Origin of the sequence: Streptomyces sp. CA-181903, from assembly GCF_050937075.1 — a bacterium.
Taxonomy (GTDB): domain Bacteria; phylum Actinomycetota; class Actinomycetes; order Streptomycetales; family Streptomycetaceae; genus Streptomyces.
Genome location: NZ_JBNJLY010000001.1, coordinates 1,714,719 through 1,730,201, shown reverse-complemented (window position 1 = coordinate 1,730,201; position 15,483 = coordinate 1,714,719). Strand labels below are relative to the sequence as shown.

9 protein-coding genes and 1 pseudogene are annotated in these 15,483 nt (G+C 74.8%); 7 read left to right on the top strand and 3 right to left on the bottom strand.

All coding sequences use genetic code 11. The annotated features are described in order from the left end of the window. The first annotated feature begins 292 nt into the window (after nt 1-292). From ACQEVS_RS07485 to ACQEVS_RS07475, 3 genes are all read left to right on the top strand, one after another. Entirely contained in the window at nt 293-502 is a 210-nt protein-coding gene (locus ACQEVS_RS07485; protein ID WP_433016909.1) for a hypothetical protein, read from the top strand. A gap of 128 nt (nt 503-630) precedes the next feature. Continuing rightward, nucleotides 631-1,284, top strand: a complete 654-nt coding sequence (locus ACQEVS_RS07480) for a restriction endonuclease (RefSeq protein ID WP_433027347.1) — start codon at nt 631-633, stop codon at nt 1,282-1,284. A gap of 14 nt (nt 1,285-1,298) precedes the next feature. Continuing rightward, nucleotides 1,299-2,297: an LLM class flavin-dependent oxidoreductase gene (locus tag ACQEVS_RS07475; RefSeq protein WP_433016906.1), complete on the top strand. Its 999-nt coding sequence runs from the start codon at nt 1,299-1,301 to the stop codon at nt 2,295-2,297. A 251-nt stretch (nt 2,298-2,548) separates the two neighbouring features. On the opposite strand, the pseudogene ACQEVS_RS07470 reads toward ACQEVS_RS07475, so the two are convergent. Further along, nucleotides 2,549-3,773: pseudogene (locus tag ACQEVS_RS07470) on the bottom strand (TerD family protein). Between the two features lie 207 nt (nt 3,774-3,980). On the opposite strand from ACQEVS_RS07470, the gene ACQEVS_RS07465 reads away from it, so the two are divergent. Continuing rightward, nucleotides 3,981-5,132: a serine hydrolase domain-containing protein gene (locus ACQEVS_RS07465; protein ID WP_433016903.1), complete on the top strand. Its 1,152-nt coding sequence runs from the start codon at nt 3,981-3,983 to the stop codon at nt 5,130-5,132. Nucleotides 5,133-5,280: 148 nt separating this feature from the next. Here ACQEVS_RS07465 and ACQEVS_RS07460 read toward each other — a convergent pair whose 3' ends face one another. Then, nucleotides 5,281-5,964: a response regulator gene (locus ACQEVS_RS07460; protein ID WP_433016900.1), complete on the bottom strand. Its 684-nt coding sequence runs from the start codon at nt 5,962-5,964 to the stop codon at nt 5,281-5,283. Beyond that, nucleotides 5,961-7,403 (bottom strand): sensor histidine kinase, encoded by a 1,443-nt coding sequence (locus ACQEVS_RS07455; RefSeq protein WP_433016897.1) that lies wholly within the window; start codon nt 7,401-7,403, stop codon nt 5,961-5,963. Before ACQEVS_RS07455 ends, ACQEVS_RS07460 begins: the two co-directional genes overlap by 4 nt. Nucleotides 7,404-7,673: 270 nt before the next feature. Here ACQEVS_RS07455 and ACQEVS_RS07450 point away from each other — a divergent pair, with 270 nt between their 5' ends. From ACQEVS_RS07450 to ACQEVS_RS07440, 3 genes are all read left to right on the top strand, one after another. Beyond that, on the top strand, nt 7,674-8,717 hold the full coding sequence (locus tag ACQEVS_RS07450; protein ID WP_433016894.1) for a methyltransferase: 1,044 nt from the start codon (nt 7,674-7,676) through the stop codon (nt 8,715-8,717). Nucleotides 8,718-9,092: 375 nt separating this feature from the next. Then, nucleotides 9,093-10,196 carry an amidohydrolase family protein gene (locus ACQEVS_RS07445; RefSeq protein ID WP_433016891.1) on the top strand — a complete coding sequence of 368 codons (1,104 nt, stop codon included), beginning with the start codon at nt 9,093-9,095 and terminating at the stop codon, nt 10,194-10,196. A 485-nt stretch (nt 10,197-10,681) separates the two neighbouring features. Continuing rightward, on the top strand, nt 10,682-15,427 hold the full coding sequence (locus ACQEVS_RS07440; RefSeq protein ID WP_433016888.1) for a beta-ketoacyl synthase N-terminal-like domain-containing protein: 4,746 nt from the start codon (nt 10,682-10,684) through the stop codon (nt 15,425-15,427). The last annotated feature ends 56 nt before the right edge of the window (nt 15,428-15,483 follow it).

The window sequence follows — 15,483 nt, the reverse complement described above, 5'->3', positions numbered from 1 at the left end:
GGCGGGCGGTCGTGTCGCGCCGAGCGCGGTGCGTCGCACCGCGCCACTGCGCACCGTGCCGCACCGCAGCTCGTCGGGTCGCATCTCGTCGTGTCGCAGCGCACCGCACCGCATCACCCCGCGCCACGCCGACCTCCGGCCGCGCGTTATCCGGACAGGGGTCCGATTGCTTTGTGCCATCTACAGGGAATCCGGCAACGGCTCCATGCGGACGCGGCTACACAGGAAGGCGGGGCGGCGCGTGCCGCCGCCCGTGGTGGTGACGGCCGGTGGCCGGGGGAGGTCGAGGCGGTTGGTGACGATCGATGTGGCGGTGCTGCTCGCCGTCATCGTCGTGCTGCGGTTGGGACGGCGTACGCAGTCCCGCAGCCGCAACGACGAGAAGCTGACCGTCGTCATCGTGCTGGCGCTGGGTGTACTGATCGCGCCCACTTCGGTGGGCCGGGGCATCCATGACATCCTCGGCCGGCTCGCGAACAGCATTACGCAGGCCGGCCGGTGAGCCCCCGGGCGCGCGGGAGGCGGGCGGGGACGCGTGGGCGACCGCCGGGGCGGCCGTCGGCGCGGCGCCGTCGCAGGCCGGGCAGGCGGCGGCAGCGGTGGACTGGCGACCGGGCGGTCGGCCTTCTCCTGGCCGCGGGCTTGCTTGTCGCGCTGGCGGCGGCCGTCGTCGACTGGCTGCTGGACCACTGGTGGGTGATGGCCGCCATCGGGCTCCTGGCGCTGGTGACGGGCGGTGCCGGACTCCACCGCAGGCAGCAGAGGGCCCGGTGGGAGGCGGTCCGCGCGCGGGGCCTGCGCTACGCGCTGACCCAGTTGGACGCCCTGCACCATTCCCGGTTCGAGGAGGCCGTCCGGGACCTGATGCTCCGGGACGGGTACCGGGACGCGGTGCGGGTCGGGGGCGGGGGCGATCTCGGCGCCGACGTGAAGGGCACCGACCCTTACGGGCGGCGGTGGGTGGTGCAGTGCAAGCACCGGCGGAGCGGTCCGGCCGGTTCCGCGGTGGGCACGCCCGACCTCCAGGTTCTCAACGGCACCGCCCGTCCGGTGCACGGCGCCGACGTCGCGGTGATCGTGACGAACGGGCGGGTCACCGGGCCGGCCGTGGCCTTCGCGCGGCAGCAGCGGCTGCACGTGGTCGATCGCCGTACGCTCGGGGCGTGGGCGGCCGGGTCGCGCCCCCTCTGGGAGCTGCTGAGCCCGCCGCCTCGGCTGAGCCCGCCGCCCCCGCTGAGCCCACCGCCCCGGTGGAGCCCGGGGAATCCCGGTTCCCGTCCCTGACGTTGCAAGGGAACGTGGCCCGCACACGTATCCCTCTCTCCGTCCTCGACCGCTCCCGTACCCGGCGGGGGCGGCCGCCCGGGGAGGCGCTGCGGGACACCGTCCGGTTCGCGCGGGAGGCGGAGGCGCTCGGGTACCTGCGGTTCTGGGTGTCCGAGCACCACAGCGTGCCCGGGGTGGCAGGATCCGCCCCCACCGTGCTCGCGGGCGCCGTCGCCGCCGCCACGTCCCGGATCCGGGTGGGCACCGGTGGCGTGATGCTGCCCAATCACCGGCCGATGATCGTCGCCGAGCAGTTCGGGGTGCTGGAGTCGCTCTTTCCCGGACGGATCGATCTCGGGGTCGGGCGGTCCGTGGGCTTCACGGACGGCATCCGGCGGGCGCTCGGGGTCGGCAAGGAGGCGGTGGAGGAATTCGAGGAGCGGCTCGCGGAGTTGGCCGCCTGGTTCGACGGTGGGGCCGCCGCGTATCCGCAGGTGCACGCTCGGCCCGCCGAGGGGCTGCGGGTGCCGCTGTTCGTTCTCGCCAACGACGCGGGGGCGGACATCGCCGCTCGTGCGGGGGCCGCGCTGGTGATCGGCGGGCTGCGCGGGGAGGACCGGCTCGTCGAGGCCGTCTCCCGCTATCGCAAGGCGTTCCGGCCGTCGGCCGGGCGCGCCGAACCGTACGTCGTGCTCGCCGGTGACATCGCCGTCGCCGCGACGGAGGAAGACGCCCGCCGGCTGCTCGTCCCGGAGGCCTGGGCCCTCGCGTACTCCCGCACGCACGGCGTCTTCCCGCCCCTGGAGCCGGCCGAGGAGATCGAGGGCCGGGTGATGACCGACCGCGAACGCGGGCATTTCGAGCGGGCGTTGCGCGGTCCGGTGTACGGGACGGAGGAGCAGGTCGCCCGGCGGCTGTCCGGATTGGTGGAGCGGACGGGGGCGGACGAGGTGCTCGTCACCACGAGTGGGTTCGATCGTGAGGCGCTGCTGGAGTCGTATCGGCGGCTGGCGCGGGTCGCTGCGGGGTGAGGGGTGCCCCGGCCCCACCCTTTCTCCCCCAGCTACCGCGGGGAGGTGCCCCCAGTTTCTTGCGGGGGCCGGCTCCCGCACCCCCGAAGCGCGCTGCGCGCTCCCCCAGAGGGGGTGCCCCCAGTCCTCAAACGCCGGACGGGCCGGTGGGGCCCGTCCCGCGTGCTGTCCTCAAGCGCCGGGCGGGCTGGTGGGGGCTGGGGCGGACGCCCCGGGCGCGCTCGCCGGGGCCGGCGCGCCCGGGGCGTCCGTCAGAGCGCCTGTGCCGCCGGGGTGACCAGGTCGCGGACCGTCTTCGACTTCACGTACTCGCCGATGGCCGTCATCTCCCACTCGCCCGAGTACTGGCGGATGAACTTGCACATCAGGACGCCCGTCTTGGGCTCCGAACCGGTGAGGTCGAAGCGGACGAGTTCCTCGCCGGTCTGGCCGTCGAGCAGGCGGCAGTACGCCTTGGCGACGTTGGTGAACTTCTGGCCGCTGTAGGAGCTGACGGTGAAGACCAGGCCGGTGACCTCGGGGGCAGGCCGCCCAGGTGGACGGTGATGCTCTCGTCGTCGCCCGAGCCGTCGCCCGTCAGGTTGTCGCCGGAGTGCTGGATCGCGCCGCCCAGGATCATCAGCTTGCCGAAGTAGCAGGCGTCGATCATGTTCCGCTGGGGGCCGTACGCGATGACGGAGGCGTCGAGGTCGATGGCCCGGCCGCCGTACGCGGGCTCCCAGCCGAGGCCCATCCGGACCGACTGCGTCAGCGGGCGGCCGCCCTTGACGAGGGAGACCGTCTGGTTCTTCCGGAGGCTGACCCGGCCCTTGTCCAGGTTGACCTTGCCCGTGCCCGGGCGGGGGCCGGGGGCACCGGCGGGGCCGGGGGAGCGGGCGGCACCGGGGCGCCGAACGCGCCTGCCGGGGGCTGCGGGGCGGGGGGTACGGGCGGGGCCGGCGGGGCGACGGGCGGGGCCGGCGGGGCCGCGGGGGTCTGTGGCGGCTCCTCCACGCTCACGCCGAAGTCCGTGGCGATGCCCGCCAGTCCGTCGGCGTACCCCTGGCCCACCGCCCGTACCTTCCAGGCGTCGTTGCGCCGGTACACCTCGACGACGACCAGCGCCGTCTCGGTGCCGAGCCTCGGCGGGGTGAACGTGGCCAGCGGGGCGCCGGAGGCGGCGTCCCGGACGGTCGCGGTCGGTTCGGTGCCGGCGAAGGTGGTTCCGGGGGCGTCGAGGCTCGCGGTGACGACGATCTTCTCGATGCCCGCGGGCACGGCGGCCGTGTCGACGGTGATCGAGTCGGGCGCGCCGGCCGCTCCGGCGCGGTGGGTCACGCCGGGGCCCGTGGGCTGGTTGTAGAAGACGAAGTCGTCGTCGGAGCGCACCTTGCCGTCGGCGGTGAGCAGCAGGCCCGAGACGTCGAGCCGCACGGGCGCGGCGACGTCCACCGTCACACGGGTGACGGAGAGCGGAATGTTCGAGCCGGGGGTCATAGCGGTCATGATCCGTTCAACGCGTGATCGGGCTTTGCGGTTCCATGACCCGGCGGAACATCGTGTCCGGGTGGAATACCGCGGTGATCTTGACGGCTGTACGGTGTGCCTTTCTTTTTGATCGATTCGATCGATCACGTTGATCACGTTGATCACGTCGATCACGTTGGTACACGACGCGGGAACGCGACGGGAACGGGGGACGCGATGTCCGACGCCATCGTCCACGGGACGGTAGCCGAGGGGTACGAGCCGGTGCGCGAGGTGTTCGCGGCGACGCTCGCCGAGGAGCGGGCCGGGCACGCGGCCCAGCTCGCCGCGTACGTGCACGGGCGGCGCGTGGTCGACCTGTGGGGCGGCCCGGAGATCGACGGCGACTCGCTCACCGGCGTCTTCTCGTGCACCAAGGGCGCCGCCCACCTCGTCGTCACGCTGCTCGTCCAGGACGGAACGCTGGACCTGGACCGCGAAGTGCGGCACTACTGGCCGGAGTTCGCGGCGGCCGGCAAGGAACACGTCACCCTGCGGCAGCTCGTCTCCCACCAGGCGGGCCTGGTCGGCGCGGACGGCGGATTCACGCCCGAGGAACTGCGCGACGACCGCGCGATAGCCGAGCGGCTGGCCGCCCAGCGCCCGTACTGGCGGCCGGGCGCCGCCTTCGGCTACCACGCGTTCGTCGTCGGCGCGCTGACCGGCGAGGTCGTCCGCCGCGTCACCGGCCTCACCCTGCGGGAGGTCTACGAGACGCGGATCCGGGCCCCGTACGGCATCGACTTCTTCATGGGGCTGCCCGAGGAGCACGAGGGCCGGTGGCTCTGCACCCAGCCGATGGACCCGACGCCCGATCAGAAGCGGCAGCAGGCGGCGGCGGGGCACGGGCCGGACAGTCTGCCGGGCATCGCCTTCAACCGGAACTATGCGAAGGCGCCCACGGTTTTGGAGGAACTGCCCAATACGCGGGAGTTCCGGGCCGCCGGGACGGCGTCGATCGGCGGGGTCGCGTCGGCGCGGGGGCTGGCCCGGCTGTACGCCGCCGCCGTGAGCGGGGTGGAGGGGCGGGAGGCGCTGCTCACGCCCGACACGGCGGAGCGGGCCGCCGAGATCCAGGCTGCCGGGCGCGATCTGGTCGACTGCGAATACAAGGCGTACGGGCTGGGGTTCGTGGTGGTGTCCGAGCGCTACCCCTTCCTGGGGGCGCGGTCCTTCGGGCACAGCGGGGCGGCCGGGTCGTTGGCGTTCGCCGACCCCGGAGCCGGGCTGGCCTTCGGTTACAACCGGCGGCGGTTCGCGTTCCCCGGTGGGGCGGCGCCGGAGACGGCCGCTCTCGCGAAGGCGGTCCGGGAGTGCGCGGTGGGGTGAGTGCGGGGTGGGGTGGGGGAGGGGCCCCGGACCCGCCCTTTCACCATTTCCCGGGGCTGTGCCCCGGACCCCCGGGGCTGTGCCCCGGATGCCGGGACCGCGTCCCGGAACCGCACCCCGAACCCCGGACCCGCGCCCCGCGCGGTTCTCACCGCGGTGACACGAAGCCCGTCTCGTACGCCCTCACCACCGCCTGCGTCCGGTCCCGGACGCCCAGTTTCGCGAGGACCCCGGCCACGTACGTCTTCACCGTCGCCGCGCCCAGGAACAGCCGTTCCGCGATCTCCGCGTTGGAGAGGCCCTCGGCCATCAGGCGCAGCACCTCCGCCTCGCGGTCGGAGAGGCGGGCGCGGAGGCGGTCGGCTTCGGCGCGGGTGGTGCGTTCGGTGGCGTGGGCGGCGGCCAGGGCGCGGACCGCGGCCGGGAAGAGGAGGGAGTCGCTGCGGGCCACCAGGCGTACCGCGTCGACGAGTTCGTCGGCGCCGGCCCGCTTGAGGAGGAAGCCGGACGCGCCGGCGCGCAGGGCGTCGTACACGTAGCTGTCGTTCTCGAAGGTCGTGACGACGATGACGCGCGGCGGGGCGTCCATGGTCGCCAGGATGCGTTCGGTGGCCCGGATGCCGTCCGCCTCGGGCATGCGGACGTCCATCAGCACGATGTCCGGCCGCACGGCGCGGGTGACGGACAGGGCCTCGACGCCCGTCATGGCCTCGCCGACGACCTCCATGCCGGGTTCGGCGTTCAGGATGGCGCACAGGGCGGTGCGGACCATGCGTTCGTCGTCGGCCACGACGATGCGCAGGGTGCCGGTGTCCGCGGCGGCCGCGGTCATCGTGGCGCGCCGTTCAGCGGCAGGCGGACGGACAGGCGCCATACGCCGTCCCGCGCGCCCGCGGTGCTGGTGCCGCGCAGCAGCCGGGCGCGTTCGGCGATGCCGGTCAGCCCGCGGCCGCCGCCGCCGCGGGTACGGGCGGGGGTGCGTCCGACGGGGTTCTCCACGGTGACCTCCAGGGTCTCGGTGTCGGTGGTGACGCTCAGCCGCACGGGCACCGGGCCCGCGTGGCGCAGGGCGTTGGTGAGGCCCTCCTGGACGATCCGGTACGCCTCACGGGAGACGACGGGCGGCAGCGCGCCGAGCCCCTCCGGCGCGGTCAGGGCGATCTCGCCGCCGGCCGCGCGGGTGCGTTCCACGAGCGCGTCCAGGTCGGCCAGGGTGGGGGCGGGCGCGGTGGCGGACGGGCCGTCCTCGCGCAGCAGGCCGAGGACGGTGTCGAGTTCGCCGACCGCCTCGCGCGTGGTCTCCTCGATCGAGGCGAGCGCCCGGCGCGCGAAGTCGGGGTCGCGGTCGAGGACCCGGCGGGCGGCACTGGCCTGGAGGAGGACCGCGCTCAACGCGTGCCCGACGGAGTCGTGCAGCTCGCGGGCGAGCCGGTTGCGGAGGGCGAGTTCATGGGCCCGCCGCTCGGCCGCCGCCAGCCGGTCCGCCGCCGTCGGGCCGAGGAGGACGGGCGCGCAGCGCGCCAGCACGGCGCCCGCCGCCCGGGACGTGATCGCGAGCAGCACCATCAGCCCCAGCCCGGAGAGCGGCGCCAGCAGGGGCAGCAGCGGGCCCCCGAAGAGGCGGAACCAGGGCAGGCGACCGGGGGCGTCCGGGTCCAGCCCCGGCATCACGCACAGGGCGACGGCCGCCGGCGGCGCGGCCAGGGACATGCCGCTGACGATGCCGCCCAGCGTGAGGTGCAGGGTGAAGTAGGCGGCGGGGCGGGCGCGTTCGGCCCAGGTGCGGGCCGGGCCGGTGGCGAGGTCGGCCTCGTCGACGCCGCACAGGGCGCGGGCGATGGCGCTCTCCAGCGGGCGGACCAACGGGAAGAGGAGCGCCGAGAGGGTGGCGAGCGGCAGCGCGGCGGCGAAGGTCGTGAACTGGACGAAGGGGGAGAAGAACGCGTCGGTGCCCTTGCCCCCTCGGACGAGCGACAGCAGCACGTTCGCCAGCAGGAAGTACGGCATCACCAGGGCGCCGCCCATCAGCAGGTGCACCCAGCGCAGGCGCGCGCGCCGGCCCACCAGGTCGCGGATCGGGAGGCTGGGGGTGCGCGGGCCGTCGGTGGGGGTGCGCGGGCCGCCGGTGGGGGCGCCCGGGCCGGGTATGCCCTCGGTGAGGAGGGCGTTCGGCTCGGGCGTGCTCGCTAGGGGAGCGCTTGGCTCGGGCGTGCTCGTTAGGGGAGTGCTTGGCTCGGGGGCGCGCGGTTCCGGGCGCGAGCCGGGCGTCACGGCGCGGTGCGGGCGTACGAGCGCGCGTGCGCGGGCGGCCGTGCGCCGGTCGGCGGTCTGTCGATCACGGGCACAGCGTAGGCGACGGGCATACGCCTCACAGGGGGTAGGCGGCGGGGGGCGGGTTCACGCTCCGCCGCTGCCCGCCCCCCACTCGGTGTCAGAACGGCTACAGCACCGCCCCGATGAGAAGCAGGGACTGGACGGAGCGGTACGGCATGGTCCACTTTCGACACCACACGCGACCGTCCGAACACCCGAGGAGTGCATGTGAACGATCTCGAATCCGCCCCGCGGGGCGGCTCCGGCGCACTGGACTCGATATTGCGCATCGCCTTCGGCTTCCAGGCGTCGAAGGTGCTGTTCACCGCCGTCCGCTTCGGCGTCTTCACCGAACTGGCCGAAGCGCCGCTCACCGCCGGGGAACTGCGCGCCCGGCTCGGCCTCCACCCGCGCGCCGCCCGCGACTTCTTCGACGCGCTGGTGGCCCTCGGCCTGCTCGACCGGGGCCCCGGCCCCGACGGACGGTACTGCAACACCCCCGTCACGGCCCGCTACCTGGACCGCGGCAGCCCCGCCTACGTGGGCTGCGCCCTGGAGATGTACGACAACCGGCTCTACGGCTTCTGGGGCAGCCTCGCCGACGGGCTGCGCACCGGCGAGCCGCAGAACGAGATCAAGGACGGCGGCGAGCTGTTCGGCACCCTCTACAAGGACCCCGAGCGGCTGGCCGGTTTCCAGCACGCGATGACCGGGCTCACCGCGCGCTCCGCGGACGCCCTCGCCGAGGCCGTGGACTGGTCCGCCCACCGCACCGTCGCCGACATCGGGTGCGCCGAGGGCGCCATGCTCAGCCACATCCTCCACCGCCACCCGCACCTGCGCGGCACCGGACTCGACCTGGAGGCCGTCCGCGGCAACTTCGAGCGGCACCGCGAGCGTTGCGGTCCGGCCGACCGGCTCTCCTTCACGGCCGGGGACTTCTTCGCGGACCCGCTGCCCCGCGCCGACGTCCTCCTCTTCGGCCACATCCTGCACGACTGGGACCTGGCCGGGAAGCGGACCCTGCTGCGCAAGGCGTACGAGGCGCTGCCGGAGGGCGGCCTCGTCGTCATCCACGAGAGCTTCATCGACGACGACCGGCGGGAGAACCTCGTCGGGCTGCTCGGCAGCCTCAACATGCTCATCGAGACCCCGGGCGGCTTCGACTGCACCGCCGCCGACTGCCGGGGCTGGCTCGCGGAGGCCGGCTTCCGGGAGACCTGGTCGCGGCATCTGGCGGGCGCGGAGACGATGGTCGCCGGCCGCAAGTGACCGGGCCCGTGGTGACGGGGGCTGTGGCGAAGCGACCGTGCTCGCGGTGACGGGGGCGTTGTGACCGTGCACGTGGTGACGGGGACCGTGGCGACGGGGACTGTGGCGAGGGGGACTGTGGCGGCTGCGCCCGCGATGATGGGGACCGGCGTGACCGGGACCGGTGTAATCGGGACCGTCGTGACTGGGACCGTCGCGACCAGGACCACCCCGACCGGGGGACGTCATGGCCACGCCGGTGGCGACAAGGGTGACAAGGGTGACACTTGCGGTGGCGGATCCGGGCGGGAGACTGGCGAGGATCGATCGCCGCCCGCGGACCGGACGCCTCCGTTCCGCCGGTGGCGCGGTGACGCCTGCCGGACGGGAGAGGACATGACGCACGACAGCACGGTGCTGCACATCAAGGGAAGGGTGCTCACCGGCCCGGACCCCGACGGCGGGGTGCGCGACGAGATGTGGGTGACCGGCGGCCGGATCACCTTCGAGCGCCCGGTGGGCGCCCGGGACGTCACGACCGTCGAGGGCTGGGCGCTGCCGGGTCTGGTGGACGCCCACTGCCACGTCGGCCTGGACGCGCACGGCGCGGTCGACGCCGCGACCGCCGAGAAGCAGGCGCTGACCGAACGGGAGGCCGGGGCACTGCTGTTGCGCGACGCCGGCTCGCCCTCCGACACCCGCTGGGTCGACGACCGGGACGACCTCCCGCGCATCATCCGCGCCGGCCGCCACATCGCCCGTACCCGCCGCTACATCCGCAACTACGCCCACGAGATCGAACCCGAGGACCTGGTGGCGTACGTGGCGCGGGAGGCGCGGCGCGGCGACGGGTGGGTCAAGCTGGTGGGCGACTGGATCGACCGGGAGACCGGCGACCTGGCCGCCTGCTGGCCGCGCGGCGAGGTCGAGGCGGCCATCGCCGAGGCGCACCGGCTGGGCGCCCGGGTGACGGCACACTGCTTCGCCGAGGAGTCGCTGGCGCCGCTGGTGGAGGCCGGGATCGACTGTATCGAGCACGCGACCGGGCTGACCGAGGAGACGATCCCGCTGTTCGCCGAGCGTGGTGTCGCGATCGTCCCGACGCTCGTCAACATCGCCACGTTCCCGCGGCTCGCGGACGGCGGGGAGAAGAAGTTCCCGCGCTGGGCGGACCACATGCGGCGGCTGCACGAGCGGCGCTACCGCACCGTCGGGGCCGCGTACGACGCCGGCATCCCCGTCTACGTCGGGACGGACGCGGGCGGTTCGCTCGCCCACGGCCTGGTGGCCCAGGAGGTCGGCGAACTGGTCAAGGCCGGCCTCCCGGCATCCGCCGCGCTCACCGCGGCGACCTGGGGCGCGCGTACGTGGCTGGGACGCCCGGGACTGGAGGAAGGCGCACCGGCGGACGTGGTGGTGTACGGGGCGGACCCCCGGGAGGACGTACGGGTGTTGGCGGCTCCGCGTCGGGTGATCCTGCGGGGACGAGTGGTGAGCTGACGGGCCGGGTGGCACCGCCGCCGGGTGGCCGGACGTCCTCGTACGGCCCCGGCCGGATGGCCCTCGCGTCTTCACATCGTCGCGTCCCCACGCCCCCCGTGTCCTCACGCCCTCCATGTCCCCTCGCGCCCTCGCGCCCTCGCGCCCTCGCGCCCTCGCGCCCTCGCGCCCTCGCGCCCTCGCGCCCTCGCGCCCTCGCGAGCGGCCGCCCGCGTGGGTGGCCGCCTCAAGCGCGGGGGCCCGGCCGTCGGGCGCCGGGGCCCCGCGGCCGGCTCGCCGTCCCCCACCGGGACGCTCACCGAGCCGTCGGCCGACAGCCGTTCGGGGCTGGTATCCATCGACTGATAACGCCTCTTGGCGTGTTATCGGCCGCTCATCCGGACATGTCTCAGAGGTCGGACCACGACCCGCCCCGCCGGGGCCTTCTCCGCTGGGAGCCGCTGATGGAGGCCGGCCCGTCCCCAACCGGTGCACCGCGCCGTTCCGTGACTCCCGTCGCGATCGTGGGCGTGGGGTGCCGTCTTCCCTCCGGAATCACCGGACTCCCCGCCCTGTGGGAGGCGCTGGCCGAGGAGCGCGACCTGATCGGTTCCGCTCCGCCGGCGGACCGGTTCGACGCCGCCCGTTTCCTGGACCCGGATCCGGAGCGGCCGGGGCGGGCCTACACGCTGGCGGGCGGCTACCTGGGCGACGTCTCGGGCTTCGACGCCGAGTACTTCGGGATCTCCCCGCGCGAGGCCGTGCACATGGACCCGCAGCACCGGCTGCTGCTGGAGACGGCGGCCGAGGCGTGGGACGACGCGGCGATCGACCCGGCCGACCTGGCGGGTTCGGACACCGCGGTGTTCGTGGGCATCAGCGACAACTCCCATCTGGGTCTGGTCGCGGCGCGGCCGGAGGAGCTGTCGGCGTACTCGATGAGCGGTTCGGCGCTGTCGATCGCGGCCAACCGGCTGTCGTACGTCTTCGACCTGCGAGGCCCGAGCATGGCGGTGGACACCGCCTGCTCGTCCTCCCTGGTCGCGGTGCACCAGGCGTGCGAGGCGCTGCGCCACGGCGGCAGCCGGGTGGCGCTGGCGGCCGGGGCGCATCTGCTGATGAGCCCGTACCAATTCGTGGGATTCTCACGGGCGATGATGCTCTCGCCGAGCGGGCGTTGCGCGGCCTTCTCCGCCGCGGCCGACGGCTATGTGCGGGCCGAGGGCGGCGGCATGGTGGTCCTCAAGCGCCTCGCCGACGCCGTGGCCGACGGGGACCGGGTGCACGCGGTGATCCTCGGCAGCGGCACCAACTGCGACGGCGGCACCTCGGCCATGACCGTGCCGAGCTCGGCGATGCAGGAGCGGTTGCTGCGGGAGGTGTACGAACGGGCCGGCGTGGGCCCGGACGAGCTGCTGTACTTCGAGGCGCACGGGACGGGAACGCCGGTGGGCGACCCGGTGGAGTGCCGGGCCATCGGCCGGGCGCTGGCGACGCGGCGCGCGAACGGTCCGCTGCCCATCGGCTCGGTGAAGACCAACCTCGGGCACATGGAGCCCGCTTCGGGAATGGCCGGGCTGTTCAAGGCCCTGCTGGTGCTCCGCCACGGGCGGGTGCCGGCGTCCTTGCACGGCGATCCTCCCAACCCGGCCATCGACTTCGACGGGCTCAACCTCACCCCGGTCGGCGGGATGCTCGACGTGCCGGTCCGCGACGGCGGCGTGGTGGGGGTGAACAGCTTCGGGTTCGGCGGCGCCAACGCGCACGTCGTCCTGGCTCCGCCTCCTCCGCGCCGGCCCCGCACGCGCCCCGCCGGGCCTGGACCGCTGCCGCTCGTGGTGTCGGCGCGGACGGGACGGGCCCTGGCCGCCGCGGTTCGTGCGGCGGCCGCGCACGTACGGGGAGTGGCCGGGGAGGACTTCGCCGACGCGTGCTGGACGGCGTCGTGCCGCCGGGGCCGGCACCCGCACCGGGTGGCGGTCCTGGCCCACGGCCCGCGGGACGCCGCCGAGAAGCTGGAGGCCCTGGCCGAGGGCGACGGCATGCTCGCGGCCGCCTCCGTCCGGGCCGGAAGCGGGACGCCGGGGCGCGGCGCGCTGTTCGTCTTCTGCGGCAACGGCACCCAGTGGGCCGGCATGGGCACGGCGCTCATGGCCGGGGCGCCCGCCTTCCGCGCGGCCGTCGAGGAAACCGACGACCACCTTCGCCCCCTGCTGGGCTGGTCGGTGGCCGAACTGCTGGTCACGGCCCCCGACCGGGACACGCCGGAGCCGGGGACGATGACGGACATCGGCGTGGCGCAGCCCGCGCTCTTCGCCTTCCAGGTGGGCCTGGTGGCGCTGCTCGCGCGGTACGGGGTGCGGCCCGCCGCCGTGCTCGGACACAGTTTCGGGGAGATCGCGGCGGCGTACGCCTGCGGCGCGCTCGACCTGGCGGGCGCGGCGCGGGTGGTGGCCGTGCGCAGCCGCGCCCAGGCCACGACGGCCGGCAAGGGGCGGATGGCGGCGGTCGGCCTGAGCGAGGGCCGGGCCCGGGAAGTCCTGCGCACCCGCCCTGAGTTGGAGGTGGCGGCGGTCAACGGCGCCCGGGACGTCACCGTCTCCGGGCCCGCCGAGGCGCTGCGGGCGCTCGGTGCGGAGCTGGGGGCCCGGGGCGTCGCCTTCCGGGAGCTGGAGGTGGACCACGCCTTCCACAGCGCGGCGATGGACGTGGTCGAGGAGCCGCTGCGGTCCGGGCTCGCCGGGCTCGTCGCACACGCGCCGCGGCTGCCAATGTACTCCACGGTGACGGGCGCCCGCGTCGGGGCCGGTGAGCTGGGGCCGGCGTACTGGTGGGGCAACGTGCGCCGGCCGGTGCGCTTCGCGGACGCCGTCGCGCGGGCGGCGCGGGAGCGCCCCTCGTCGGTGGTGGAGATCGCTCCGCGGCGCGCCCTGGCGGGCGTCCTGGGCAGGGCCCTGGCGGAGGCGACGGGCGCCGCGGACATCCCCGTGGTCACTCCGGTCACGAGGACCGCGTGCACGGCGGACTCCGTCGTCAAGGCCGCCGCGCGGGTGACGGCCTGCGGCGAACGCCGGGACGCCGAACGGTGGTTCACCGGCCCCGGCAGGGTGGCCGACCTGCCGCACTACCCGTGGCAGCGCGAACCGTACCGCTTCGGCGCGCCCGAGGACCATGTGCGCCCCCGCGGTGACGGCATCCTGGTGCATCCCCTGCTCGGCGAGCGCGCACCCGTCCTCGAACCGGCCTGGTACGCCGCGGTGGAACGCACCCGCACCCCCTGGATCGCCGACCACCGGGTCCTGGGGGACGCGATGCTGCCCGCCGCCGGGTACGTCGAACTCGCCCTGGCCGCGGGGCGGGAGGCGCTCGGCGGCCCCGCCGAGATCGTCGACCTGGACATCCCGTTCGGCCTGGCCCTGCGGTGGGACGCGGCCATGGACGTGTGGCTGCAGACGTCGCTGTCCGACGAGGACGGCGTCGTCCGCATCGCCAGCCGTGCCGGGCGGACGGGCGGCTGGCGGCTGCACGCGCGCGGCTGTGTCCGCCGGATGGCCTCCGCGCGGCCGGCCCCCCTCGACGTGGCGGCGATCCGCGAGCGCACCCCGCACACGGTGGAGGCCGACGAGCACTACGCCGCCGTGGCCGCCCTCGGTCTGGACTTCGGCCCGGCCTTCCGCGTCCTGCGCCGGCTCCACGTGGGCGACGGCGAAGTGCTGGCCGCCTACCACTGCGACCCGCCGGACGACGGTTACGGCGGCTACGTCATCCACCCCACCCTCCTCGACGGGGCTCTCCAGGCCGGCGCGCCGTTCCTCTACCGCGGCACCGGAGGCGGCCATCTGCCGTCCGGCGTGGACCACTTCCGGCACTGGACCCGCCCGTCGTCCTCCGGCTGGTTCCACGTGCGCGAGCGGTCGCGCTCGGCGCGCGAGGTGGTGTGGGACGTCACCGTCGCCGACGCCGACGGCGCGGTATCCGCCGAACTGACCGGCTGCCGCCTGCGGCGGCTGGCACTGCCGGACGAGGAACGCGGACAGGCGTACGTCCCGGTACTGCGGGCGGCGCCGCTGCCCGGGCAGGCGGTTCCCCCGTGGCTTCCACCGTCCCCCGGCGAACTGGCCGCCGCGGCGCGCGGCCCGGTCCAGGCGCTGCGGCAGACCTCGGCGGAAAAGCACTACGCGTGGCTGGACACCCTGTGCCAAGGGATGCTGGCACACAGCAGCGCGGTCGCGGTCACCACACTGCTGCCCGGGCAGGCCACGTTCACATGGGACGACCTGCGCGCCGCGGGGGTGTTGCCCCGGTACGAGAAGCTGGTGGGGCTGCTGCTGGCCACCGCCGAACGGCAGGGGCTGGTCGTGGCCGGGAACGGGACGTGGCGGCATACGGCCCCCGGCCGGCTGCCGAACGCGGACGACGTGGTCGACAACGTCGGCTTCATGCCCTCCTACCTGCTCGCCCTGCGATGCACCCGGCACCTGCCGGACCTGCTGCGCGGCCGGATCGATCCGCTGCGGCTGATGTTCCGGGACAGCGGGCCGGAGCCGCTCGCCCAGCACTACGACATCGGCCCGGTCTGCGACTACCACAACCGCATGGCCGCCGCGCTCGTGGCAGAGCTGATCCGCGCATGGCCCGATGACCGTCCCCTGCGCATCCTGGACGTCGGCGCGGGCACCGGTGGACTGGCCGCCCACCTCCTGCCCCTCCTCGACGACCGGGCCCGCTACGTCTTCACCGACGTATCCAACGCCTACTTCACCGCCGCCCGCACCCGGTACGCCGACTACGACCACCTCATCGACTACCGCGTCCTCGACATCGACGCCGACCCGGTTCCGCAGGACCTGCGGGAGGCGTCCTTCGACCTCGTCGTCGCCGGGTACGCCCTGCACGCCGCCTCGGATCTGCGCGTCACGCTCCGGCACCTGCGCCGACTGCTCACACCGGGTGGCCACCTCATCGCCCTCGAGGTCCACGAACCGTACCTGCTGGCCCTGCCGTTCGGCACGCTGGAGCGATTCTGGAACCCCGACGACCACGAACTGCGCCCGGACAGCCTCCTCCTGGCGCGCGACCGCTGGCCCGGCGTCCTGGCCGACAGCGGGTTCGAGGACACCGTACAGCTGGGCGCGGCCACCGCGCCGCTTCGGGATCACTTCTCGCTGCTGCTGGCCAGGGCTCCGCTCACCGCCCCCGCGCCACCGGGCCCCGCGCCAGTCCCCCGGACGACGATGCGTGGCTGCTGGTGACCGAGGACAGCTCGCAGGAGGACCTGAGCAGGCACACCGCCGACACCCTGGACACC

Coding starts and splice junctions, on each gene's coding strand:
- ACQEVS_RS07445 (WP_433016891.1), top strand. CDS start 9,093: ATGACGCACGACAGCACGGTGCTGCACATCAAGGGAAGGGTGCTCACC.
- ACQEVS_RS07465 (WP_433016903.1), top strand. CDS start 3,981: ATGTCCGACGCCATCGTCCACGGGACGGTAGCCGAGGGGTACGAGCCG.
- ACQEVS_RS07460 (WP_433016900.1), bottom strand. CDS start 5,964: ATGACCGCGGCCGCCGCGGACACCGGCACCCTGCGCATCGTCGTGGCC.